This is a genomic window from Streptococcus oralis, assembly GCF_964238205.1.
In the GTDB taxonomy this organism is placed as follows: Bacteria; Bacillota; Bacilli; order Lactobacillales; family Streptococcaceae; genus Streptococcus; species Streptococcus oralis_CZ.
On sequence record NZ_CAXSLF010000002.1, the window covers coordinates 119,270 to 143,856 of the forward strand.

Annotated in this window: 20 protein-coding genes; 18 read left to right on the forward strand and 2 right to left on the reverse strand. The window is 35.7% G+C overall.

Translation table 11 applies throughout. The features are described from left to right. Positions 1-443: 443 nt before the first annotated feature. The gene (gene glmS, locus ACESOD_RS04270; protein WP_373094205.1) at positions 444-2,252 is read left to right on the forward strand and encodes a glutamine--fructose-6-phosphate transaminase (isomerizing); all 1,809 of its coding nucleotides are present in this window, start codon (positions 444-446) and stop codon (positions 2,250-2,252) included. Between the two features lie 214 nt (positions 2,253-2,466). On the opposite strand, the gene ACESOD_RS04275 is transcribed toward glmS, so the two are convergent. Beyond that, positions 2,467-2,742 (reverse strand): hypothetical protein, encoded by a 276-nt coding sequence (locus ACESOD_RS04275; RefSeq protein WP_373094207.1) that lies wholly within the window; start codon positions 2,740-2,742, stop codon positions 2,467-2,469. A 179-nt stretch (positions 2,743-2,921) separates the two neighbouring features. Continuing rightward, positions 2,922-4,406: a DUF1846 domain-containing protein gene (locus ACESOD_RS04280; protein ID WP_373094209.1), complete on the reverse strand. Its 1,485-nt coding sequence runs from the start codon at positions 4,404-4,406 to the stop codon at positions 2,922-2,924. Positions 4,407-4,557: 151 nt separating this feature from the next. Between ACESOD_RS04280 and ACESOD_RS04285 the strand changes: the two genes are divergently transcribed. The 17 genes from ACESOD_RS04285 (at position 4,558) to ACESOD_RS04365 (ending at position 24,586) form a co-directional block, all read left to right on the forward strand. Further along, entirely contained in the window at positions 4,558-6,168 is a 1,611-nt protein-coding gene (locus tag ACESOD_RS04285) for a glycoside hydrolase family 13 protein (RefSeq protein ID WP_373094210.1), read from the forward strand. A 169-nt stretch (positions 6,169-6,337) separates the two neighbouring features. Next, positions 6,338-8,305 carry a peptide ABC transporter substrate-binding protein gene (locus ACESOD_RS04290; protein ID WP_373094212.1) on the forward strand — a complete coding sequence of 656 codons (1,968 nt, stop codon included), beginning with the start codon at positions 6,338-6,340 and terminating at the stop codon, positions 8,303-8,305. A gap of 160 nt (positions 8,306-8,465) precedes the next feature. Next, positions 8,466-10,424 (forward strand): peptide ABC transporter substrate-binding protein, encoded by a 1,959-nt coding sequence (locus ACESOD_RS04295; protein ID WP_373094214.1) that lies wholly within the window; start codon positions 8,466-8,468, stop codon positions 10,422-10,424. Positions 10,425-10,729: 305 nt separating this feature from the next. Then, positions 10,730-12,175 (forward strand): LCP family glycopolymer transferase CpsA, encoded by a 1,446-nt coding sequence (gene cpsA / locus ACESOD_RS04300; RefSeq protein ID WP_373094216.1) that lies wholly within the window; start codon positions 10,730-10,732, stop codon positions 12,173-12,175. Between the two features lies 1 nt (position 12,176). Further along, positions 12,177-12,908, forward strand: a complete 732-nt coding sequence (gene cps4B, locus ACESOD_RS04305; protein WP_373094218.1) for a capsular polysaccharide biosynthesis protein Cps4B — start codon at positions 12,177-12,179, stop codon at positions 12,906-12,908. Positions 12,909-12,916: 8 nt separating this feature from the next. After that, entirely contained in the window at positions 12,917-13,609 is a 693-nt protein-coding gene (locus ACESOD_RS04310; RefSeq protein WP_373094219.1) for a CspC family polysaccharide chain length determinant protein, read from the forward strand. Positions 13,610-13,619: 10 nt separating this feature from the next. Then, positions 13,620-14,303 carry a tyrosine-protein kinase gene (locus tag ACESOD_RS04315; RefSeq protein WP_373094221.1) on the forward strand — a complete coding sequence of 228 codons (684 nt, stop codon included), beginning with the start codon at positions 13,620-13,622 and terminating at the stop codon, positions 14,301-14,303. A 21-nt stretch (positions 14,304-14,324) separates the two neighbouring features. Further along, on the forward strand, positions 14,325-15,695 hold the full coding sequence (locus ACESOD_RS04320) for a sugar transferase (protein ID WP_373094222.1): 1,371 nt from the start codon (positions 14,325-14,327) through the stop codon (positions 15,693-15,695). Positions 15,696-15,698: 3 nt separating this feature from the next. Then, positions 15,699-16,148 carry a PssD/Cps14F family polysaccharide biosynthesis glycosyltransferase gene (gene pssD, locus ACESOD_RS04325; RefSeq protein WP_049510362.1) on the forward strand — a complete coding sequence of 150 codons (450 nt, stop codon included), beginning with the start codon at positions 15,699-15,701 and terminating at the stop codon, positions 16,146-16,148. Then, entirely contained in the window at positions 16,148-16,621 is a 474-nt protein-coding gene (locus ACESOD_RS04330) for a glycosyltransferase (protein ID WP_049510365.1), read from the forward strand. Before pssD ends, ACESOD_RS04330 begins: the two co-directional genes overlap by 1 nt. Beyond that, a complete protein-coding gene (locus ACESOD_RS04335) occupies positions 16,621-17,760 on the forward strand; it encodes a CDP-glycerol glycerophosphotransferase family protein (protein ID WP_049510366.1) in 1,140 nt (379 codons plus the stop codon). The genes ACESOD_RS04330 and ACESOD_RS04335 overlap by 1 nt, the downstream gene beginning before the upstream one ends. 11 nt (positions 17,761-17,771) lie before the next feature. Beyond that, complete coding sequence (locus ACESOD_RS04340; RefSeq protein ID WP_049510368.1) at positions 17,772-18,494, forward strand: IspD/TarI family cytidylyltransferase; 723 nt, start codon at positions 17,772-17,774, stop codon at positions 18,492-18,494. A 3-nt stretch (positions 18,495-18,497) separates the two neighbouring features. Next, complete coding sequence (locus ACESOD_RS04345) at positions 18,498-19,565, forward strand: NAD-dependent epimerase/dehydratase family protein (RefSeq protein WP_053092315.1); 1,068 nt, start codon at positions 18,498-18,500, stop codon at positions 19,563-19,565. A 60-nt stretch (positions 19,566-19,625) separates the two neighbouring features. Then, positions 19,626-20,597 carry a glycosyltransferase family 2 protein gene (locus tag ACESOD_RS04350; protein ID WP_315640754.1) on the forward strand — a complete coding sequence of 324 codons (972 nt, stop codon included), beginning with the start codon at positions 19,626-19,628 and terminating at the stop codon, positions 20,595-20,597. Between the two features lie 26 nt (positions 20,598-20,623). After that, positions 20,624-21,613 carry a glycosyltransferase family 2 protein gene (locus ACESOD_RS04355; protein WP_373094226.1) on the forward strand — a complete coding sequence of 330 codons (990 nt, stop codon included), beginning with the start codon at positions 20,624-20,626 and terminating at the stop codon, positions 21,611-21,613. An 11-nt stretch (positions 21,614-21,624) separates the two neighbouring features. Further along, positions 21,625-22,779, forward strand: a complete 1,155-nt coding sequence (locus ACESOD_RS04360; protein ID WP_315640756.1) for a hypothetical protein — start codon at positions 21,625-21,627, stop codon at positions 22,777-22,779. A gap of 391 nt (positions 22,780-23,170) precedes the next feature. Then, positions 23,171-24,586, forward strand: a complete 1,416-nt coding sequence (locus ACESOD_RS04365) for a flippase (RefSeq protein WP_049528890.1) — start codon at positions 23,171-23,173, stop codon at positions 24,584-24,586. Position 24,587: the final 1 nt, after the last annotated feature.

Below are 24,587 nucleotides of genomic sequence, written 5' to 3' on the forward strand. Positions count from 1 at the left end.
TTTGAGAAAGCTGTGACTAGCTTTCTAGTTTGCTCTTTCGTTTTCATTGAGTCACAAGTTACTTTTAGTTTTTTCTAAGGAAAATATAAGCTATGTTTTAGGAAGGGATTTTATACTAGGTTCATCAAAAAGAAACGAGGACTCTCACATGACAATGACGATTAAAGTAAATTATCAAAAAACCTTTCAAGAAGTAGTAGAAGCAGACAAGCTTGCTACAAAATAGTAGTTATTAAGGACGATAGAGCCCTTTTTAAATACTTGCTTTAGGTGAAATATGATAGATTTTTAGTATGTGGAATCAGTATAATTAGGCTATACCAATTTTTATTCTTGACAAGTAAAAGAAACAAGTATATACTGTTTCTGCTGATTCTGAAAAGCGAGAATTAGACTATACCAATTTTAAGGGGAAAGCACAGCTAGCCTGTGTCGTATATACTATGTGTGGAATTGTTGGTGTTGTTGGAAACACAAATGCAACTGATATTTTGATTCAAGGGCTTGAAAAGCTCGAATACCGTGGTTATGATTCTGCGGGGATTTTTGTCCTAGGTGGTGCTGAAAACCATTTAGTGAAGGCTGTTGGTCGTATCGCAGAATTATCTGCTAAAACTGCTGGTGTTGAGGGAACAACTGGTATCGGACATACTCGTTGGGCGACTCACGGGAAACCAACAGAGGACAATGCTCACCCACACCGCTCTGAGACAGGACGTTTTGTCTTGGTGCACAACGGGGTGATTGAAAACTACCTTGAAATCAAGGAAGAATACCTTGCAGGTCACCACTTCAAGGGACAAACAGATACTGAAATCGCCGTTCACTTGATTGGTAAATTTGCGGAAAAAGACGAATTGTCAGTACTTGAAGCCTTCAAAAAAGCTCTTCACATCATCCGTGGGTCATATGCCTTTGCCTTGATCGACTCTGAAAATCCAGATGTCATCTACGTGGCCAAGAACAAATCACCACTCTTGATTGGTCTTGGAGATGGCTATAATATGGTCTGCTCAGATGCCATGGCTATGATTCGTGAAACTAACCAATACATGGAAATCCATGACCAAGAGTTGGTTATCGTAAAAGCTGATAGCGTTGAAGTTCAAGACTATGATGGTAACAGCCATGAGCGTACTAGCTACACTGCGGAGCTTGACTTATCTGATATCGGTAAGGGAACTTATCCTTACTACATGCTCAAGGAAATTGATGAGCAACCAACGGTGATGCGTAAGTTGATCCAAGCCTACACAGATGAGGCTGGTCAAGTTGTCGTAGATCCAGCTATCATCAAGGCTGTTCAAGACGCAGACCGCATCTACATTCTCGCAGCTGGGACTTCTTACCATGCAGGATTTGCTTCTAAGAAGATGTTGGAAGAATTGACAGATACGCCAGTTGAACTTGGTATCTCCTCTGAGTGGGGATATGGTATGCCGCTTCTCAGCAAGAAACCACTCTTCATCTTTATCAGCCAATCTGGTGAAACAGCTGATAGCCGTCAGGTTTTGGTTAAGGCCAATGAAATGGGAATTCCAAGCTTAACAGTGACAAACGTTCCAGGTTCAACTCTGTCACGTGAAGCCAACCATACTATGTTGCTTCATGCAGGTCCTGAAATTGCCGTAGCGTCAACTAAGGCTTATACAGCCCAAATAGCAGCCCTTGCCTTCCTTGCAAAAGCGGTTGGTGAAGCAAATGGCAATGAAAAAGCCAAAGCCTTTGACTTGGTTCATGAATTGTCTATCGTGGCTCAGTCTATCGAATCAACTCTTTCAGAGAAAGAAACGATCGACGTAAAAGTCCGTGATCTTCTTGAAACAACACGCAATGCCTTTTACATCGGACGTGGTCAAGATTACTATGTAGCCATGGAAGCCAGTCTCAAGCTCAAAGAGATTTCGTACATCCAATGTGAAGGTTTTGCGGCTGGAGAACTCAAGCACGGAACTATTGCCTTGATTGAAGAAGGAACACCTGTCTTGGCCCTCTTGTCAGACCCAGTTCTTGCAAACCACACTCGAGGAAATATCCAAGAAGTGGCAGCACGTGGAGCTAAGGTCCTCACCATTGCAGAAGAAAATGTTGCCAAAGATACAGATGATATCGTTCTTACGACCGTACACCCTTACCTCTCACCAATCTCAATGGTCGTACCAACGCAATTAGTCGCTTACTTTGCAACCCTACACCGTGGACTCGACGTAGACAAACCACGTAACCTTGCTAAGTCAGTAACGGTAGAATAAACCAAAAAATTAAATCATAAGCAAAAGTGAACTAAATAGTTTTCTGGAAATCAGAATGCTATCTTGTTCACTTTTTTGTATATTCAATAAAAATCAATGACCAAACTAAGGTGCTTAGGTAGATGTCTCACAGAATAGCTTTGAGGTTTTAGATAAGAGTGACGCAGTCAGTCTTATTACACCAAGTTGATATTGTAGAGAAAATGGATCAACCTCAGCCAAGGTAGTTCAAGTCAAGATTGAAGAGGATTGATTCATACTCTTCGAAAATCTCTTCAAACTGTGTCAACGTCGCCTTGCCGTAGGTATGGTTACTGACTTCGTCAGTTCTATCCACAACTTCAAAACAGTGCTTTGAGCTGACTTCGTCAGTTCTATCCACAACCTCAAAACAGTGTTTTGAGCTGACTTCGTCAGTTTCATCTACAACCTCAAAGCAGTGCTTTGAGCAACCTGCGGCTAGTTTCCTAGTTTGCTCTTTGATTTTCATTGAGTATCACTCCTTTTAAGAATTCATTAGAAATAAATCTAAAATTAAGTGTTATCCCAGTTTCTATTAAAATGAAAATTCTTTTTGAAAGATATGCTTGTGGAAGACTTGCAAGATATAAAAAACTCTTAGAGCTGGATGATAAGGTTCCAACTCTAAGAGGAGTGAGTTTCGTATTTTTACTTGCGATACAAACGATCGTATTGATAGCAAGGATCAAAGGTTACGTTGATACCTAGTTTGCGAAGAACATTTTTATCTTCGTCTGTTAAGATAATAGTAGAATGGGCTTCGCTTCCTTTGAGGTTTCCGAGTTCTTTCATAGCACGGTCTGCATCGGGATTCTGCATAGCTGTGATTGCAAGAGCGATGAGAATCTCATTAGAATGCAGACGTGGATTGCGACTACCCAAGTGATTGATTTTCAAACCTTGAATTGGTTTCACCACTTCTGGTTCAATTAATTTTGTTTCAGCATCAATGTTAGCGGACATCTTGATAGCATTGATCAATGCAGCCGCTGTTGGACCAAAGAGTTCTGAGTTCTTACCAGTAACGATTTCACCAGAAGGTAATTCAAGAGCTAGAGCAGGTCCGCCTGTTTCTTCTGCTTTTTGACGTGCGGCAACAGCAACCTTTCGGTCAGCTGGTGTGATACCCAGGTCATTCATGAGAAGCTCAATCTTCTTCACAGCAGTTTCTCCAACCTTCTCAGCTTTGAAGTCAAGAACTGTCTGGTAATAGCGGCGGATAATTTCCTGTTTAGATGCTTCAATGGCAGCGACGTTATCAGTGATTGCAAAACCAACCATATTGACACCCATGTCAGTTGGAGACGCATAAGGAGACTCACCGAGAATACGTTCCAGCATACGCTTAAGGACAGGGAAAATTTCAATGTCGCGGTTGTAGTTGACTGTGGTTTCTCCATAAGTTTGGAGATGGAATGGGTCGATCATATTGACATCGTCAAGGTCTGCTGTAGCAGCTTCATAAGCTAAGTTTACTGGATGATGAAGTGGGAGATTCCAAACTGGGAAGGTTTCAAATTTGGCATAACCAGACTTGATACCATTGATTTGGTCGTGGTACATGTTAGACATACAAGTTGCCAACTTACCTGAACCAGGCCCAGGAGCAGTCACGACAATCAAGTTGCGACTAGTTTTGATATAGTCGTTTTTCCCCATACCTTCAGGAGAAATGATGTGATCCATATCTGTCGGATACCCCTTGATAGGGTAGTGAAGATAAGAGTCAATACCATTTTTCTCTAATTGATTACGAAAGGCATCAGCTGCCGGTTGGCCTGCATATTGAGTAATGACAACTGAACCAACAAAGATACCGAGTTCATTGAATTTATCGATCAAACGAAGCACTTCTTGATCATAAGAAATGCCCAAGTCTCCACGAGCTTTTGAGTGCTCGATATTGCTAGCGTTAATAGCGATAACAACCTCAACTTGCTCCTTCAATTCTTGTAAGAGTTTGATTTTGTTATCTGGTTCATATCCAGGAAGGACACGAGCAGCGTGGAAATCTTCCAACATCTTACCCCCAAACTCTAAATAGAGTTTGCCGTCAAATTGGTTGATGCGCTCCAAGATATGGTCGCGTTGTAGATTCAAATATTGTTCAGAACTAAAAGCTTGTTTTTTCATTTTTTTACCTCTGACCTCTATTATATAAAAAAAATGTAAGATTAGAAACTAGATAGTCGCAAAAGTGAGAAAAAAAGAAAAAGCAAACGCTTGCATAAAATTGATAAAAGTTCTATGATGGAATAAAGTGAATGTTAAAAGGGGTAAAAAGATGCAAGAAAAATGGTGGCACAATGCAGTCGTCTATCAAGTATATCCAAAAAGTTTTAAGGATAGCAATGGAGATGGGATTGGTGATTTACCTGGGATTACCAGTAAGCTAGACTATCTAGCTAAGTTAGGGATCACAGCGATCTGGCTTTCTCCAGTCTATGATAGCCCCATGGATGACAATGGTTATGATATTGCCAATTATCAAGATATTGCAGCTATCTTTGGATCCATGGAAGATATGAATGTGCTGATTGCTGAGGCTAAAAAACGAGATATCCGAATCATTATGGATTTGGTGGTCAATCATACATCAGATGAGCATGCTTGGTTTATTGAAGCTTGTGAAAATCCTGATAGTCCTGAGCGAGACTACTATATCTGGCGGGATGAACCTAACGAATTGGAGTCAATTTTCAGTGGATCTGCCTGGCAATACGATGAAAAGTCTGGTCAATACTATCTCCATTTTTTCAGCAAGAAGCAACCGGACCTCAACTGGGAAAATGAAGAACTTCGCCAAAAAATCTATGAGATGATGAATTTCTGGATTGATAAAGGGATTGGTGGGTTCCGTATGGACGTCATTGACATGATTGGGAAGATTCCTGATCAGAAGATTGTCAACAATGGTCCTATGCTCCATCCCTATCTCAAGGAAATGAATCAGGCTACTTTCGGCGACAAAGAGCTCTTGACAGTAGGGGAGACTTGGGGAGCAACACCAGAGATTGCCAAACTCTATTCAGATCCTAAAGGACAAGAACTGTCTATGGTCTTCCAGTTTGAACATATCTGTCTTCAGTATCAGGAGGGTAAACCTAAGTGGCAGTACCAAAAAGAGCTAAATGTAGGGAAATTAAAAGAGATTTTCAACAAATGGCAGACCGAGTTGGGAGTTGAAGATGGCTGGAATTCACTTTTCTGGAACAACCATGACCTCCCTCGTATCGTCTCTATCTGGGGAAATGACCAAGACTACCGCGAAAAATCTGCCAAAGCGTATGCCATCTTGCTTCATCTCATGAGAGGAACTCCCTACATTTACCAAGGAGAAGAAATTGGGATGACCAATTTCCCATTTGAAAGCTTGGAGCAAGTAGAAGATATTGAATCCCTCAACTATGCGCGTGAAGCTCTTGAAAAAGGTGTTCCAATGGAAGCAATCATGGATAGCATTCGCGTGATTGGTCGTGACAATGCCCGTACGCCAATGCAGTGGGATGATACAAAAAATGCTGGTTTCTCAGATGGTCAACCTTGGCTTGCAGTCAATCCAAATTACGTAAAGATAAATGTAGAAGAAGCTTTAGCAAATCCAGATTCTATCTTCTATACTTATCAAAAATTGGTAAAACTTCGTAAGGAAAATAGCTGGTTGATTCGTGCTGACTTTGAACTTCTCGAAACGGCTGAAAAAGTTTTTGCTTATATCCGTAAGGATGGAGAACGTCGTTTCCTAGTGGTGGCCAATTTGTCCAACCAGCAGCAAGAGTTTGCAGTAGAAGAATCAATCACATCTGTCTTGATTGAAAATACCTCAGTAGAAGCAGCTTTAGCTACACAGACCTTGGCTCCATGGGATGCCTTCAGTGTCGAATTAGCCAAATAAATCTATAAACTCAAGTATCCAAAGATGCTTGAGTTTTTTTCTAAAATAAGTGTAGAAATTTCTTTAATAAATATTAGTTTGAATTTTCTAAAAAATACCCTTAAAACCCTTGCTTTTATATAAAAATAGGGTATAATGGTGAAAAATAGTATTTTAAAGGAGAATACCGATGAAATCGAAAAAGTGGCTCGTAGTAGCAGGGATAACGATGAGCGCAGCTCTTCTTTTGGCGGCTTGTGGCAAGACTGAGAAAAAAGCAGATGCTCCAACAACATTTTCGTATGTTTATGCTATTGATCCAACAACATTGGACTATAGCGTTACTAGTAAAAGTTCAACATCAGATGTCATCGCCAACCTGGTCGACGGACTCTTGGAAAATGACAAATATGGAAACTTGATTCCATCGCTTGCTGAAGACTGGTCTGTTTCACAGGACGGTTTGACTTACACCTACAAGCTACGTAAAGGTGTCAAATGGTATACTTCTGAAGGAGAAGAGTATGCTGAAGTCAAGGCCCAAGACTTTGTGACAGGTTTGAAGCATGCTGCAGATGGTAAATCAGATGGCCTAACTCTTATCCAAGATTCTATCAAAGGTTTGGCAGAGTATGTTAGCGGTGAAACAAATGACTTCTCAACAGTCGGTGTCAAAGCAGTTGACGATTATACAGTCGAGTATACCTTAAACCAACCAGAAAGCTTCTGGAATTCTAAGGTGACAACAGCGACTATGCTCCCTGTTAATGAAGAATTCTTAAATTCTCAAGGGAAAGATTACGGTGCGGCAGCGCCTTCAGGTATTCTCTACAATGGTCCATATATTTTGAAGAACTTCACTTCAAAATCAGTGATCGAGTACGAAAAGAATCCAAACTACTGGGATAAAGACAATGTGAAGATTGACCACGTCAAGCTTACCTTCTACGATGGTTCTGACCAAGAATCATTGATTCGTAGCTTTGCGTCAGGCTCATATACGACAGCTCGCCTCTTCCCAACTAGCTCAAGCTTTGATTCAACTAAGAAAGAATACGGCGATAAGATCGTTTATAGTCCACAAGAAGCCACTAGCTATTACTTTACTTTCAACGTAAATCGTCAGTCTTACAATAAAACAGCAAAGACAGATGAAGCACAAAAGACTTCTACAAAAGAAGCGCTTCTCAATAAAAACTTCCGCCAAGCCATCAACTTCGCTCTTGACCGTCATTCTTACTCTGCACAGATGAATGGTGAAGAAGGGGCGGACAAGATTATCCGTACCAGTCTTGTACCTTATGACTATGTTCAGGTTGGTGAAAAGACCTTCGGTGAATTGGCTCAAGAACAATTAGTAACATACGGAGACCAATGGAAAGATGTAGCTTTGACAGATGGTAAAGACACTATTTACAATCCAACAAAAGCAAAAGCTGCCTTTGAAAAAGCCAAGTCAGAATTGCAATCTAAAGGTGTAACCTTCCCAATCCATTTGGATATTCCAGTTGAACAGACAGATGTCATTGCTGTTCAACAAACCAACTCCCTCAAACAATCTGTCGAAGCAGCGCTTGGAACTGAAAATGTTGTCATCGATGTGCTTCAAATGACTGACAATGAGAAAATGAGTATTACATCTCAAGCTAAAGTTCCTTCTCAAAAAGACTATGACTTGAATGGAACTGGTTGGGGGCCAGACTATCAAGACCCGGCAACCTATCTCAATATCCTAGATGCTAAGAAGGGTTCTGCCCTTAAACACTTGGGTATCACAAAAGGAAAAGATCCAGAAGTCATGGCTCAAGTTGGACTTGATGAGTACAAGAAACTCTTGGATGATGCAGCATCAGAAACGAGCGATCTCAACAAACGCTATGAAAAATATGCCAAAGCACAAGCATGGGTTTCAGATAGCTCACTCCTTATCCCTGTAGCATCTTCAGGTGGTTCTCCGACAGTTAGTCGTACAGTGCCATTTACAAAAGCATACTCTCAAGTTGGTATCAAGGGTGATCCATTTGTATTCAAAGGCTTAGAGTTGCAAAACGATATTGTAACCACTAAAGAATACGAAGAAGCTCTCAAGAAATGGCAAAAAGAGAAAATCGAAACAAATGCCAAATACCAAAAAGAATTAGCAAATCACGTTAAATAGTCTTTTGTAATGAATAAAGAAATCCTGTTTTAAAGCAGGATTTCTTTCTTTTCTCCTTTTATTGATGAGCGGACAAATAAGGATATAACTTTACTTTTAGGTCAAAATTTGATAATATAGTTGTATGTTACAAAACCTAACATATAAGGAGAAATGAAACATGAAACTTAAAAAACGTTTGATTGGAGCGGGGTTGACACTTGCTGCTGCGGTCTTGTTGACAGCGTGTGGGAAGTCAGCATCAGACGCTAAAACCTACTCGTCAACATTTGGTGCCGATCCAACAACCTTCAACTACCTTTTGGACTACGCTGGTGATAACACTGCTATTATAACCAACTTGGTTGATGGTTTGCTTGAAAATGATAACTATGGAAATCTCATTCCTGCTCTTGCAGAAGATTGGAGTGTTTCAAAGGATGGTTTGACTTACACTTATAAACTTCGTCAAGATGCAAAATGGTTCACTGCTGACGGGGAAGAATACGCCTCCATTAAAGCACAAGATTTCGTCACAGGTATCAAGTATGCAGCTGATAACAAGAGTCAAGCGCTTGATTTGATTCAAAACTCAATCAAGGGATTAGATGATTATGTGACAGGTGCAAATACTGACTTTTCAAATGTTGGAGTCAAAGCCTTGGATGACTATACTGTCCAATATACCTTGACACGACCAGAACCATTCTGGAACTCTAAGACTACCAATAGTATCTTGTTCCCAGTGAATGAAGAATTCTTGACTTCTAAAGGTAAAGAATTTGGAGAGTTGAAAGCAGATAGTATTCTTTATAGCGGTCCTTATTTGTTAAAAGAATTTACATCAAAATCATCACTTGAGTACAAGAAGAATCCTCATTACTACGATCAAGATAAAGTAACGATTGAAAGAGTTAAATTAGCTTATGTTGATGGTTCTGACCAAGATATGACAATCCGTAATTTCGAAAGCGGAGCCTACTCGTCTGCTGGTGTCTACCCGAATAGCTCAAACTTCGCTAAGACAAAGGAAAAATACAAGGACAATATCGTTTATAGCTTGCAAGATGCAACATCTTGGTACTATAATTTTAACGTTAACCGCCAAGCATACAATCATACAGCTAAGACTAGCGATGATCAAAAACAAGCGACCCAAGCTGCTATTTTAAATAAAAACTTCCGTCAAGCCATCAACTTTGCAATTGACCGTACTGCCTACTCGGCTCAGTCTAATGGAGAAGAAGCTGCGAAAAACACTCTTCGTAACACGCTTGTCCCACCAACTTTCGTACAAGTTGGAGATAAGACCTTTGGTGAGACAGTTTCATCTAAGTTAGTAAACTACGGTACCCAGTGGTCAAATATGAATCTTGAAGATGCTCAAGATGGATACTTCAACAAAGAAAAAGCACAAGCTCAATTTGCTGAGGCTAAGAAAGAGTTAGAAGCTCAAGGTGTGAGCTTCCCAATTCATTTGGACTTGCCTGTAGACCAAGTTAACAAAACCTTGCTTCCAAAGATTAATTCGCTTAAACAATCTGTCGAATCAACTCTTGGGGCAGAAAATGTAGTGATTGATGTAGTTCAAATTTCAACAGAAGACTATGCCAATGCGACATTCCAAGCACCAACTACAGCTGATCATGACTATGATTTGAACTTGGATGGTTGGTCTGCGGACTACCAAGATCCATCAACTTATCTCAATCCTTTCAACGCTGAGGATGGATTCTATCTCAAGATTTTAGGACTTGATCCAAGCAAGGATGCTGATAAGATTACAAGTATTGGATTGGACCAATATACTCAAAAATTGAAAATGGCAGATGCAGAAAATACAAACGTGGCAAAACGTTATGAAAACTATGCAGATGCACAAGCCTGGTTGATTGATAGTTCGCTATTGCTCCCTGTAAATTCAAACGGTGGTGGGGCTTCAGTGACGCGTGTGACACCATTTACACGAGCTTACTCACTTGTCGGAATCAAAGGTACTGGAAACAACTACAAGTACATGAGATTGCAAAACGAAGTAGTAACAACTGCTCAATTTGACGAAGCGAAAACTAAATGGGAACAAGAACGTAAAAATTCTGTCGAAAAGAGTCAAAAAGACTTTGAAAGTCACGTGAAATAAGTATAAAGAGTGGTAGTAGAACAGAAATCGGTAAACCCAAACTTCATCTCATAGTTTAAAAAATGAACAAAAATCATCTGCTGTCGTGATAAAGTTTCATGATCAATAAACATAAAGGTCGGGATTTTTATCTCGGCCTTTTTAACTGAGAAATCTCTTTTAAGTAAAGTTTTAGCTGTTTTATCATTGAAATTTACTATTCATGTTTTTAAGGTGAATAAAAACGGTTACTTAATATGTCTTAATGGTATCCAGTACTACTTTATGATATAATAAAAATAAAAAATACTTTGTAGAGGTGTAAGTTGAGTAGACATTCAAAAGAAAGAAAAACGAGCAAGATTCAACAAAGCATCAATATTATTTTGTTGTTTGTATATATCGTGCTTGCTTGTTTTTTGCTGTTTTTAATATTCAGATATCATATTTTAGCAATTAGCTATGCCAATGTCCTTATAGCGATCGTTATGATCCTGCTTGCGCTAATAGCTGTATTTTTGATTTTAAAGAGAAAAGCCAAGGTATTCACCATGATTTTACTCGTGGTTCTGGTCATTGTGAACGCAGTTTCTTTGATTGGAGTTCATCAATTCGTTAGCCTAGCAAATCAATTAAATGCAACATCTAACTATTCTAGTTACTCCATCAGTGTTGCAGTTTTGGCGGATAGCGAGATTGGAAATGTCTCGGAATTATCCAGTGTGACGGCTCCGACCAAAACAGATGCAGAAAATATTAAAAAACTGCTCGATGATATTAAGACAAGTCAGAGTAAAGACTTAACGGTTGAAGAGAGTGCTTCCTATCTTGCTGCTTATAAGAGTTTGCTTGCTGGAGAGACCAAGGCAATCGTTTTGAACAGTGTCTTTGAAAATCTGATCGAGCAAGAGTACCCAGATCATGCCAAAAAGATCAAGAAGATTTATACCAAAGAACTAACCAAGACTGTTGAGGCGCCTAAAGTTTCTCAAAACAAGGCTTTTAATATCTATATTAGTGGGATTGATACATACGGACCGATTAGCTCCGTTTCTCGTTCGGATGTCAATATCATCATGACGGTTAATCAAGAAACCAAGAAAATTCTTCTGACAACAACGCCTCGTGATGCTTATGTGCCTATAGCTGATGGCGGTAACAACCAAAATGATAAATTGACCCATGCAGGTATTTACGGTGTAGATGCTTCCATTCATACATTAGAAAATCTCTATGGAATTGATCTAAATTACTATGCACGACTCAACTTCACTTCCTTCTTGAAATTAATCGATCTCTTAGGTGGTGTCGATGTTTATAATGATCAAGACTTCACCTCACTTCATGGGAACTATCACTTCCCTGTTGGGAATGTGCACCTAAACTCTGAGCAGGCTCTAGGTTTTGTTCGTGAACGTTATTCCTTAACCAATGGAGACGGTGATCGTGGACGTAACCAACAAAAAGTCATTGCTGCCATTATTCAAAAACTAACTTCAGCAGAAGCCTTGAAGAACTTTGACGGTATTATGCAAGGGTTGCAAGATTCTGTACAAACCAATATGCCTCCTGAAACCATGGTTAGCTTAGTAAATGCCCAACTAGCAAGTGGAGGGAAATATACTGTCATCACTCGAGATCTAAAGGGAACTGGTCGTATGGATCTTCCTTCCTATGCCATGCCTGACAGCAGTCTTTATATGCTAGAGGTGGATCCAAATAGCTTAGAGACACTCAAAACAGAAATCAAAGATATCATGGAAGGAAAATAAGATGATTGATATCCATTCGCACATAGTTTTTGATGTAGATGATGGTCCAAAGGATAAGGCAGAGAGTATAGCGCTTCTGAAGGAAGCTTATGCTCAAGGAGTTCGCACCATCGTTTCGACTTCTCATCGTCGGAAGGGAATGTTTGAAACACCAGAGGAGGATATTACAAGAAATTTTAAAGTTGTCAAGGAATTGGCTAAAGAAATTGCTCCCGACTTAACCATCTTGTATGGAGCAGAGATCTATTACAGCAGTGATGCTTTAAACAAATTAGAGAACCAACAGATTCCACAACTAAATGGCACTCGCTATGCCTTGATAGAATTTAGCATGAATACCCCTTATCGTGAAATCCATAGCGCATTGACCAATATTTTGATGTTGGGAATAACCCCTGTTATTGCCCATATAGAACGTTATGATGCTTTGGAAAATAATGAAAAAAGGGTGCACGACCTCATCAACATGGGATGTTATACACAGGTCAACAGTTCGAGTATCCTCAAACCAAAACTGTTTGGCGATACCTATAAATTCATGAAAAAGCGTGCCCGCTATTTCTTAGAGAGGGACTTAGTCCATATAGTTGCTAGTGATATGCATAATCTAGAGGGGCGTCCACCTTATATGCGAGAGGCTTATGAGATAGTGAGCAAAAAATATGGCCAAGATAAGGCTAGGGAACTCTTTGTGGAAAATCCTGAAAAAGTCATTAAAGATCAAATAATATAGGAGTTAAAATGAAAGAACAAGATACTATTGAAATTAACGTTATTCAGTTGTTAAAGGCGCTATGGGCAAAGAAGGTACTAATTCTCCTTGTAGCTATCGTAGCAGGAGCTGTTTCCTTTGCATATAGTAGTTTTGTAGTCAAACCTGAGTATAGAAGTACAACGCGAATCTATGTGGTAAACCGAAACCAAAGTGATAAACCAGGATTGACAAATCAGGATCTACAAGCAGGAACATACTTGGTTAAGGACTACCGTGAGATCATTCTTTCTCAAGATGTTCTTGAAAAAGTAGTTTCTGATCTTGGCTTGACTATCAATGCAAAAACATTGGCGAAAAAGGTTCAGGTAACAGTTCCTGCAGATACACGTATCGTATCTATTTCGGTTAGCGATCATAAACCAGATGAAGCAAGTCGTATTGCAAATGCACTGCGAGAAGTTGCAGCACAGAAAATCATCGCAGTCACTCGAGTTTCGGATGTAACGACTCTTGAAGAAGCCCGTCCAGCTACTGGACCATCATCACCAAATATCCGACGCAATACCTTAATGGGAATCGGTGCTGGTGCAGGTCTGGTGATTGTCGTGGTTCTATTAGTTGAACTATTAGATGATCGTGTGAAACGTCCAGAAGATATCGAAGATGTTATGAAAATTTCACTCCTTGGAGTCATTCCAGATATGGATAAATTAAAGTAAGGGAGAACTTATGGCAAAGTTAGAATTATCACAACAAAAACTGAACTCTGTAAAAAAAGCAGAAGAATACTACAATGCTTTACGTACAAATATACAATTGAGTGGAAATAACTTAAAGGTTATTGCAGTCACATCAGTTGATCCTAGTGAAGGAAAATCGACAACAGCTACTAATGTTGCTTGGGCTTTTGCGCGTGCAGGATACAAGACGCTTTTGATCGACGCTGACATCCGAAACTCAGTTATGTCTGGAGTATTCAAGTCAAGAGAAAAAATTACTGGTTTGACAGATTATCTGGCTGGAACCCAAGACTTGTCGAACGGCCTTTGTGAGACAAATGTTGAGAATTTATTTATGATCCAATCAGGAGCAATTTCTCCAAATCCAACAGCTCTTCTTCAGAGTGATAAGTTTGGAAGTATGATTGAAACCTTGCACAAGTATTTTGACTATATTATCGTCGATACGGCACCGATTGGAGTTGTAATCGATGCAGCCATTATCGTCCAAAAATGTGATGCATCTATTTTAGTTGCAGAAGCTGGTGTGGCAAAACGAAGAGAAGTTCAAAAAGCTAAAAGTCAGTTAGAGCATACTGGAACACCATTTTTGGGTGTAATTTTGAATAAATTTGACATTCAACGTGAAAGATACGGTTCTTATGGGTCTTACGGATCCTATGGAAAAAAATAAAATGAAGTTAGGGAGACCAATATGGAAGGAAGGGGTTTCTACAATGTAACTCTGGCATTCTTACAGAGTATACTTGTTAGTTTTTTAGCTTATATACTGATTGCAATTTCAGAAACTGATATTGTTTTAGATACAGTATTTGTCCTTTTTTTCCTTCACTTTGCAGCCTTCTACATTAGTGGCTATGGTAAGGATTTTTTCAAACGAGGTCAGTATGTTGAGTTAGTAGAAACGGTCAAATATATCCTCTTTTATGCCTTGTTGATTAGTTTTTCAAGTTTCTTTCTAAAAGAGAAATTTGTGATTTCTAGACGAGGAATGCTCTATCTGCTTTCCTTGTATGGTGTTTTGAATTATCTACTCAGTTTCTTTGTGAAGCGTTATTGGAAACCCTTTAACCACAATTTGAAGGGTAGCCGCAAGATTTTGTTGATCACAGCAACATCACGTACTGAAAAGGTATTGGATAGATTGTTAACTGCTAACGATGTTCAAGGGGAACTAGTTGCTGTATGTGTCTTAGATAAGCCAGAATTTACCCATGACAAGGTACTTGTTGTACCAAGAGAGCAACTACTCACCTATACGACGCATGAAGTAGTGGATGAAGTTTTTGTCAATCTTCCAAGTGAGGACTATGACATCGGAGCTCTTATTTCTCAGTTTGAAACGATGGGAATCGCTGTAACAGTCAATCTCAATGCTTTTGATAAAAACTTAGGTCGTGATAAACAAATTCATGAGATGGCGGGTTTGAATGTAGTAACATTTTCTACAAATTTTTACAAGCAGAGTCATGTCATTGCCAAACGTATTCTCGACATTTGTGGTGCTATTGTTGGACTGATTCTTTGTGGAATTGCGAGTCTATTTCTAGTTCCCATGATTCGGAAAGATGGCGGGCCTGCAATCTTTTCACAAACTCGTGTCGGAAAAAATGGTCGTTACTTTACCTTTTATAAATTCCGTTCGATGAGAATCGATGCTGAAGCGATCAAGGAACAGTTGATGGATCAAAATACGATGCAAGGTGGTATGTTTAAGGTCGATAACGATCCTCGAGTGACAAAGATTGGGCAGTTTATCCGAAAAACTAGCTTGGATGAGTTGCCACAATTTTGGAATGTTTTGATTGGCGACATGAGTCTAGTCGGCACACGCCCACCAACTGTAGATGAGTACGAAAAATACACACCTGAACAAAAACGTCGTCTAAGCTTTAAACCTGGTATTACAGGTTTGTGGCAAATTAGTGGTCGAAGTGAAATTACAAACTTCGATGAAGTCGTGAAACTGGATGTGGCTTATATCGATGATTGGACCATCTGGAAAGATTTTGAAATATTGCTAAAAACTGTAAAAGTTGTATTGATGAGAGATGGAGCGAAGTAAGGGATGAAAGTATGTCTAGTTGGATCTAGTGGAGGTCATTTAGCTCATTTGTATTTGTTAAAACCTTTTTGGAAAGATAAAGAAAGATTTTGGGTTACTTTTGATAAGGAGGATGCTAGGAGTGTGCTCTCTGAGGAAGTTTTATATCCCTGTTATTATCCAACCAACCGTAATATCAAAAATTTAATAAAAAATACTTTTCTTGCTTTTAAAATATTAAAAAAAGAGCGACCAGATGTAATTATTTCATCTGGTGCTGCTGTCGCTGTTCCTTTCTTTTATATTGGAAAGTTGTTTGGTTCAAAGACAGTCTATATAGAAGTGTTTGATAGAATTGATGCTCCGACAATGACAGGGAAACTCGTTTATCCAGTAACTGACAGGTTCATTGTCCAATGGGAAGAAATGAAAAAAGTATACCCAAAAGCAATTAATCTAGGAGGAATATTCTAATGATTTTTGTGACTGTAGGTACACATGAACAACAATTTGATCGCTTGATTAAAGAAGTTGATCGTTTAAAAAAAGAAAATCTTATACAAGATGAGGTATTTATTCAAACAGGATATTCCAATTATATTCCGAAATATTGTGAATGGGAAAAGATAATTTCTTATGAAAAAATGAATCAATTAATTGATGAATCAAATATTATCATTACTCATGGTGGACCAGCGACTTTTATGGGGGTTATTGCTAAAGGTAAAATTCCGATAGTTGTTCCAAGACAAAAAAAATTTGGAGAGCATGTGAATGACCATCAGTTAGAATTCTGTAATAAAGTAAAGCAGTATTATCCAATTATTGTAATTAATGATATAAAAAAACTACTTACAAATTTAAGAAACGATAAATCAGAAGTAACAATAAATAGTAATAATAAGGAGTTTTGTAGGAAATTGGAAGAAAGAATAGGTAGCTTGTGATGAATTTAAAGAAATCATTCCGTTTATTTGCTCAAAAAACAATATTTAAAGTATTTTCTGTTATTAATAAATATATAAAAAAAGAAAAACAAATACTTATATATTCCCCCAAAGAACTCTCTGATAATTCATTATCTCTATTTGAACATTTGATAGACAATGAATATTATACAAAGTATAAGATATACTGTTCTTGTACAGACTATCATAATTTAAATTTGAAATATAAGAATCTAAAAAATGTATATTTTATAAATGGAATTAATGGGATATTAAAATACTTTACAAGTAGCTTCGTATTTTACTCTTTTGGGAAAATTCCTATTATTCCTTTTAATCAACGTGTAGTCCAGATGTGGCATGGTATGTTTTTTAAAGATATTGATAAATACCAGAGAAAAATTGTAAAAAAAGAAAAATACTACACAGACGTAATTGTTACAAGCGAGATGTTTAAAGAACTAGCTACAAAAGTTCATTCTTGTGATATCGAAGTTGTTAAAATTTGTGGTCAAAGTAGAACAGATATTTTTTTTAATGAAGAAAAAAAAGTTACTTCTAATTACATTGTCTGGTTGCCAACATTTAGGCAATCTGAGAAATTAGGATATAGTGATACAAATTCGGAAGAAATTTTGATAGGAGATTATTCGTTCGAAGAATTAAAAAAAGTGAATAATCTCCTAAAAGAAGACAATCTAAATATGATAGTGAAGCTTCACCCGCTTCAAACCCTTCCTGCTAAAATGCCTAGCTATAGTAATATTCAGATACTATCAGAAGAAAATAGTAGGAAAAAGAACATAAAATTATATGAATTATTAAGAGACAGTAAAGCATTAATAACAGATTATTCTTCAGTTTTTTACGATTATTATTTGTTAGATAAACCAATAGCTTTTTGTATAAGAGACTTTGATGATTACAATAAAAATAGAGGATTTATAGTAGAGAAACCTATGGACTACCTAAAGGGAAATAAAATAAAATCCTTAGATGATATGTGTAATTTCATAAATGAAATTACACATAATGTGGATAAATTTAAAGAAGAACGAAGGGAATTTAATGAAAAAGTAAATAAATATAGAGATGGAAATAATAGTAAAAGATTGTTAGAAAAAATTGGAATTAACTAAGGAGGGCTGTTATGAAAATCGCACTATTGACAGCGTCAGGAATAGGAAGCCGAATAAAACAAGATATACCGAAACAATTTATACATGTTGACAATAGGCCTCTCATTATTCATACGCTAGAAAAATTTCAAAATCATCCAAACATTGATGAAATATGTGTAGTAGTATTAAAAGGCTGGGAAGAAATGTTGAAAACATATGCTAGACAGTTTAATATTACGAAATTAAAGTATATAGTAAATGGTGGAGAAACCGGTCAGTTATCTATCTATAATGGTCTTAATGAAATAAAGAAAAATAATATAGATAGGCAAGTGACTGTTTTAATTCATGATGGTAATCGACCGATGGTAAGCAACGAAATTATTGATGATGCATTTTCAACTTATAGTAGGTATGGAAATGCAGTGGCTGCAATTCCTTGTGTTGAGGTTACTTTTGTATTAGACAACGAGACTGAAAATCATTCTATTAGCTCTTTAAAAAGAGAGTTATTGAGGAGAACGCAGACACCACATATTTATAATTTAGATGATATACTGGAACTTCATAACAGAGCTATAGAAAAAGGAATAACTGAGGTTGCAGCTTCCTGTGAATTAATGAAGATGTTCGGAAAAGAGACGTATTTTTCTATGGGGTCTGAAAAAAATTTAAAAATAACCACGTTAGATGATCTCGAAATTTTTAAAGCCCTTCTCAAATCTAAAAAAGAAAATTGGATTAAGGATTAAACTGTGAACTTATTTGACATAAGTCTATATAAGGATTATGTAGACAAATCTATAAAAAATATAGTTGGTGTTGAGACTTTAAAGGATAAATCAATTCTTATCACGGGATCAACAGGCCTTATTTGTTCGACTATTATTGATCAATTGATTATACTGAATAAGAATCACCAATTCGGAGTTAAAATTTATGCTTGTGCAAGGAATGAAGAAGGACTAAAAAAACGATTTGGAAATTATGTAGATAATGAAAATATTGTTTATGTTCCTTATGATGCTAATAAAGATATTGATTTTAATTTCTCTGTTGATTATATAATTCACGGAGCCAGTAATGCAAGTCCAGATTTATATATCAGTAATCCTGTAGATACAATGCTTAGTAATTTTTTAGGTATGAAAAATTTACTAGATTATGCCTTGAAAAAATCAGTAAAGTCTGTAGTTTATGTTTCATCTAGTGAAGTGTATGGAAAAAAAGAGAATCATACCCCATATCAAGAAGATGAGTATGGATATGTAAATATTTTAGATGTGAGAGCTTCCTATTCAAGTTCAAAACGAGCAACAGAGACATTATGTAAAAGTTATTCTGAACAATATGGCGTAGCTATAAAAATTGTTCGTCCAGGTCATATTTATGGTCCTAGCTTAAAAATAACAGATAAAAGGATTTCATCTGCTTTTATGTATGATGCAATCAGAGGACAAAACTTAGTAATGAAAAGCAAAGGAGAACAACTACGATCATATTGTCATAGTTTGGACTGTGCAAGTGCAATATTGACAGTTCTTTTGCAAGGCCAGTCAGGTGATGCATACAATATTTCAAATAAAAAATCCATTATTTCAATAAGAGAGATGGCATCAATAATAGCTGAAGTAGCTGGAGTAAAGTTGCTATTTGAATTACCAAATGAATTAGAAGAAAAACAAAAAAATCCTATGGATAATTCTAGCTTAGATAGTACAAAGTTGGAAAAGTTAGGATGGGTAGGTATGTTTGAAGCTAAGGAAGGATTAGAGAGTACATATAAAATTTTAGATAGAAGTAAAATCAAAAGAACATCATAGAATATATACAATATAGATTGCTACCCAATCATCTTAGTAGAAATATTAGCAGGAGGAGTAATGGAAAAAGTTTCAGTAATAGTTCCAGTATATAATGTTGAAAAATATTTAAAATATAGTATAGGGGGTATTCTAAAACAAAGCTATAAAAATTTAGAAATTATTCTAGTAAATGATGGCTCCGAAGATAATTCTCTTGCTATATGTGAAGAATATTCTAAGAAAGATAATAGAATTAAAATAATTTCAGTTGAGAATGGCGGACAAGGAAGAGCTAGGAATATTGGATTAAAACATTCAACCTCTGACTGGATTTTATTTTTAGATGCAGATGATTATTATGATAATAATGCAGTAGAATATCTTGTAGAATTAGCTGAACAATATGATTCAGATTTAGTAGTAACTCCATTAAGAGTTGTAAGAGATCACACTCAGGATAGCAATGTCTGTTCAATCAAGGATGAAAAAATAGTTTTCTTAAATAAAGAGAGATTGATAGAAGAAATGTATTACGGAAGACTCTTGGGGGCTACACCATGTGGAAAATTATATAGAAGGGAAATATTAGAAAAGTGGCCTTTCCCAGATCAACTTTTTGAAGATCTAGCTATAGCTTATAAGCATTTAATGGATGCTAAGAAGGTAGTTGTGTCGAATCAATATTATTATAATTATTATCAACGTATTGGAAGTACAACGAAGAGTAAATATACATCAAAATTAGAAGATTTTTACAGAGCTATAGAAAAAAATTATAGATATTTGGAAGAAGATTTTCCAGATAATAGAGAATTATCTATTGCTTTGAAAACAAGAATGTTTACTGGAGGTTTTCAAGTAGTAAACTCTATGATTGAATCTGCAATGTTTAAAGAAGTAAAAGCTAAATCTTTAGAATATAGAAAAGATTTACTCATGGTAATTTTTAATAGTAAAATCACAAAAAACCATAAAATAAAGCATATATTATTCAGTATCAGTCCTAAATTATATGCTTTTGTTCTAAAAAAATATCTAACCAACAAATAAATAATTAAAAAATAAGGAGGGGAGTAATGATTTTAAGTATTGTTGTTCCAACATATAATATAGAAAAATATATAGAGAGAAATATAGAGTCTTTTCTCAATGTAGAGGATAAGTTGAAGAGTTTGTTTGAAGTATTGATTATTAATGATGGAAGTACAGATAATACTCTACAAGTAGTAACAGAATTAATAGAAAAAATAGATTGTTTAAATATAAGAGTAATAAACAAGAGTAATGGTGGACATGGTTCAGCAGTAAATAAAGGCATAGAGGAAGCTAAAGGAAAGTATTTTAAGATAGTAGATGGAGATGATTGGGTAAAAAAATCAGATTTTGAAGAATACTTAAAAAGATTAGAAAAAACTGATGTAGATATGGTTGTTACGAATTTTAGCAAGCAATTTACTTATGAAAATAGAGTGGAATCAGAAAAGATAATCAATGTTGAAGATTATTATAAAAATAATAAAATTCCCAAAATTTTTCCAATGCATAGTGTTACATATAAAACATGTATCCTAAAAGAAAATAATATCAAATTGACAGAAAAAATCTTTTATGTAGATATTCAGTATATAGTATTTCCTTTGAAATATATTAACGATTGGGAGTACTGGGATTTAGATGTATATCAGTATTTCTTAGGTAGACCTGATCAAAGTATGACTATAGAAAATAGAATGAAAAATATTGAACATAGTAGAAAAGTTACAGAAAGCATATTGGAATTCTATAGCACATTGGGAGATGTATATTTTAAAGATCTAGTTCACTCTCTTTTAAAAGGTTTACTGAACACGAGATATCTATTGGCGTTCTTGTCAGATGATAGAGAGCGATTATTAAAGGAAACTACAGATTATATTAGAAAATATAAACTAGAATACACCTATGATTCTCGTATGAAGACAAGCTACTTATTATATTTTAATGAAATACATAATAGAAGATATTCATTTATAATATATCCAATAGTTAGTTTTAAATTAAATAGGTTAAGTAAGTACGGGATATAGGAGCATCCAGCATGAGTATAAAAGTAAATATATATCAGTTACTTTTTTACATATCTTTTATTATTATAGTTGGTTCAAAATATCTGGGGCAAACGGCCTTTGTAAATGAATACCCTCTATTTAGTGAATTGATAAAAATTTTAATAATTCTAGCATGTATCTTTTTATTATTAAAATATATTTTAGAACCACATACTAAAAAGTTCATTATCTTTTCGATAGTTATTTCGATGATAGTAGTAGCAGTATCGTATAATTCAGATAGTTTTTTCATTTTAATGCCTATAGTAGCACTAATGTTAAATATGAATAATATAGATATAAATAAGGTTATAAAAATTTGGCTTATAGAGATTATAGCATTAATGATTTTTCTATCAATATGCTATAGACTAAATATAGTAGGGGAAGTTATAAATTCAGGAGTTAGAACAGGTGGGAAAATACGATATGCTCTAGGGTATACATATTCAACATTTAGCTCGAATTACTTTTTCCATGTGACAATTTTCTATTTATATTTAAGAAAACATATTATTAAATATGTAGAACTAATAGCTTTATTTCTCATAAATTTATATCTATATTCTTTAACTGATACGAGAGCAGTATTTTATTACTCTACAGCTGCTATTATTGTTTGTTTGTTTTTAAAGGTATTTAAGATAAAAACATATAGTCTTTTTTTGAATAAGTACAGTATGCTATTTTCAGCAATTATAGCTGGAGTTTTGTCATGGAGTTATAGGTATAGACTACCAATTTTGGAACAGCTAAATTTAATATTAACAGGTAGATTACGACTTGGAAGTGCTGCTTTCAATAACTTTGACATAACGTTTTTTGGACAAAAAATAAGATGGATTTTTGAACAAAATATGTTTTCAGAGTTAACATATAATTATGTAGATTCGTCATATCTAAATATTTTATTTAGATTTGGAACAATAATTTTACTTTTAATATTAGTTGGATATTATATTATTGGATCAAAGAATCTCAGTAGAAATACATATTATACAATGATGATTGTATTTTTGTCACTACATTCTATGTTTGACCCTCAATTAATAGATATAATGTATAATCCAGCGATTTTGTTTTTAGGATATGTTATATATAATGAAGATGAGATAAAAAAAGTCATTTCTATGGATTATAATTGAAAAAAATTATGTATATCAACAGCTTTAAAAACAATATATATTTTTTCTATATTCACTTATAAGGGATCAAAGAATCTCTATTCTTGGCAGAGGTTGTATTATTAGATATTATTGAGGATACTTAAGTTGATTTTTCGTTGATTATCGCAAAAATTATAAGAGATTTTCATTTTTAAGTGTACCTGTTTTTGCATCAAGAATTTGGAACATGATGATTTTTCTAAACACCTCAAAATGTAAAAATTTAAAAGCCAAAAAATTCTTTTTTCTTTAGAAAAAAGAATTTTTAGAGACTACTTTAAAATATGTAGTTTGAAATTTCTAATGATCTATTTTTATTTTGTAAAATAGAATATATTTAATAAAAACGAAGTAGGAGTCTCTCTTTGAAATGAAAATCTTAAAAAACTACGCCTACAATCTTTCTTATCAATTGTTGGTGATTATTCTCCCGATTATTACGACTCCCTATGTAACACGGGTTTTTTCATCGGATGATCTAGGGACTTATGGCTATTTTAACTCCATTGTTACTTATTTTATCCTCTTAGCGACTTTAGGGGTTGCCAACTATGGGACCAAGGTCATTTCGGGGAATCGCAAGGAAATTGGAAAAAACTTTTGGGGAATTTATTCTCTGCAATTAGGTGCAACATTTCTTTCTTTGTCATTGTATGTTGTTCTTTGTTTGACACTTCCCTTTATGCAAAATCCAGTTGCCTATATTCTAGGATTGAGTTTGGTTTCTAAAGGCTTAGACATTTCTTGGCTTTTTCAAGGTTTAGAGGATTTTCGAAAGATTACAGTTCGAAATATCACGGTTAAACTCGTTGGAGTCGCCTCCATCTTCCTCTTTGTCAAGTCGGCAAATGATCTTTATCTCTATGTCTTTTTGCTAACCATTTTTGAACTATTGGGGCAACTCAGTATGTGGTTACCAGCTCGAGAGTTTATCGGTAGACCTCATTTTGATATAGATTATGCTAGTCATCATTTGAAGCCAATTATTTTATTATTCCTTCCTCAAGTAGCTATTTCTTTGTATGTTACTCTAGACCGTACCATGCTTGGAGCATTGGCATCTACAAAAGATGTAGGAATCTATGATCAGGCTTTAAAATTAGTAAATATTCTTCTGACCTTAGTAACATCTCTGGGAAGTGTTATGTTGCCACGTGTTTCGCATCTATTAGCGACAGGTGAAAGCAAAGCGGTCAATAAGATGCATGAAATGTCCTTCCTCATTTATAATTTAGTCATTTTCCCAATTATGGCGGGGATGTTAATTGTAAATGATGATTTTGTTCAATTTTTCCTTGGTCAAGATTTTCAAGATGCACGTTATGCCATTGCTATTATGATCTTCCGTATGTTCTTCATCGGTTGGACTAATATAATGGGAATTCAGATACTGATACCTCATAACCAAAATAAAGAATTCATGATTTCAACAACGGCTCCTGCAATAATCAGTGTAGGCTTGAACTTGCTATTTCTTCCTAAACTTGGTTATATCGGAGCAGCGATTGTCTCTGTATTGACAGAAGCACTTGTGTGGGCAATTCAATTGTACTTTACCCGCAGACATCTAAAAGAAGTTCCTATTATCGGATCAATGGCAAAAATTGTACTCGCATCGGCTATCATGTATGGCCTTTTGTTAGGTTCAAAAACAGTTATACATTTTTCACCAACCTTAAATGTTATAATATTTGCAGTTCTTGGTGGAATCATCTATCTTTTTGCAATTTTATCTCTGAAAGTGATAAATGTGAAAGAACTAAAACAACTTATTAGGAAAAACTAGA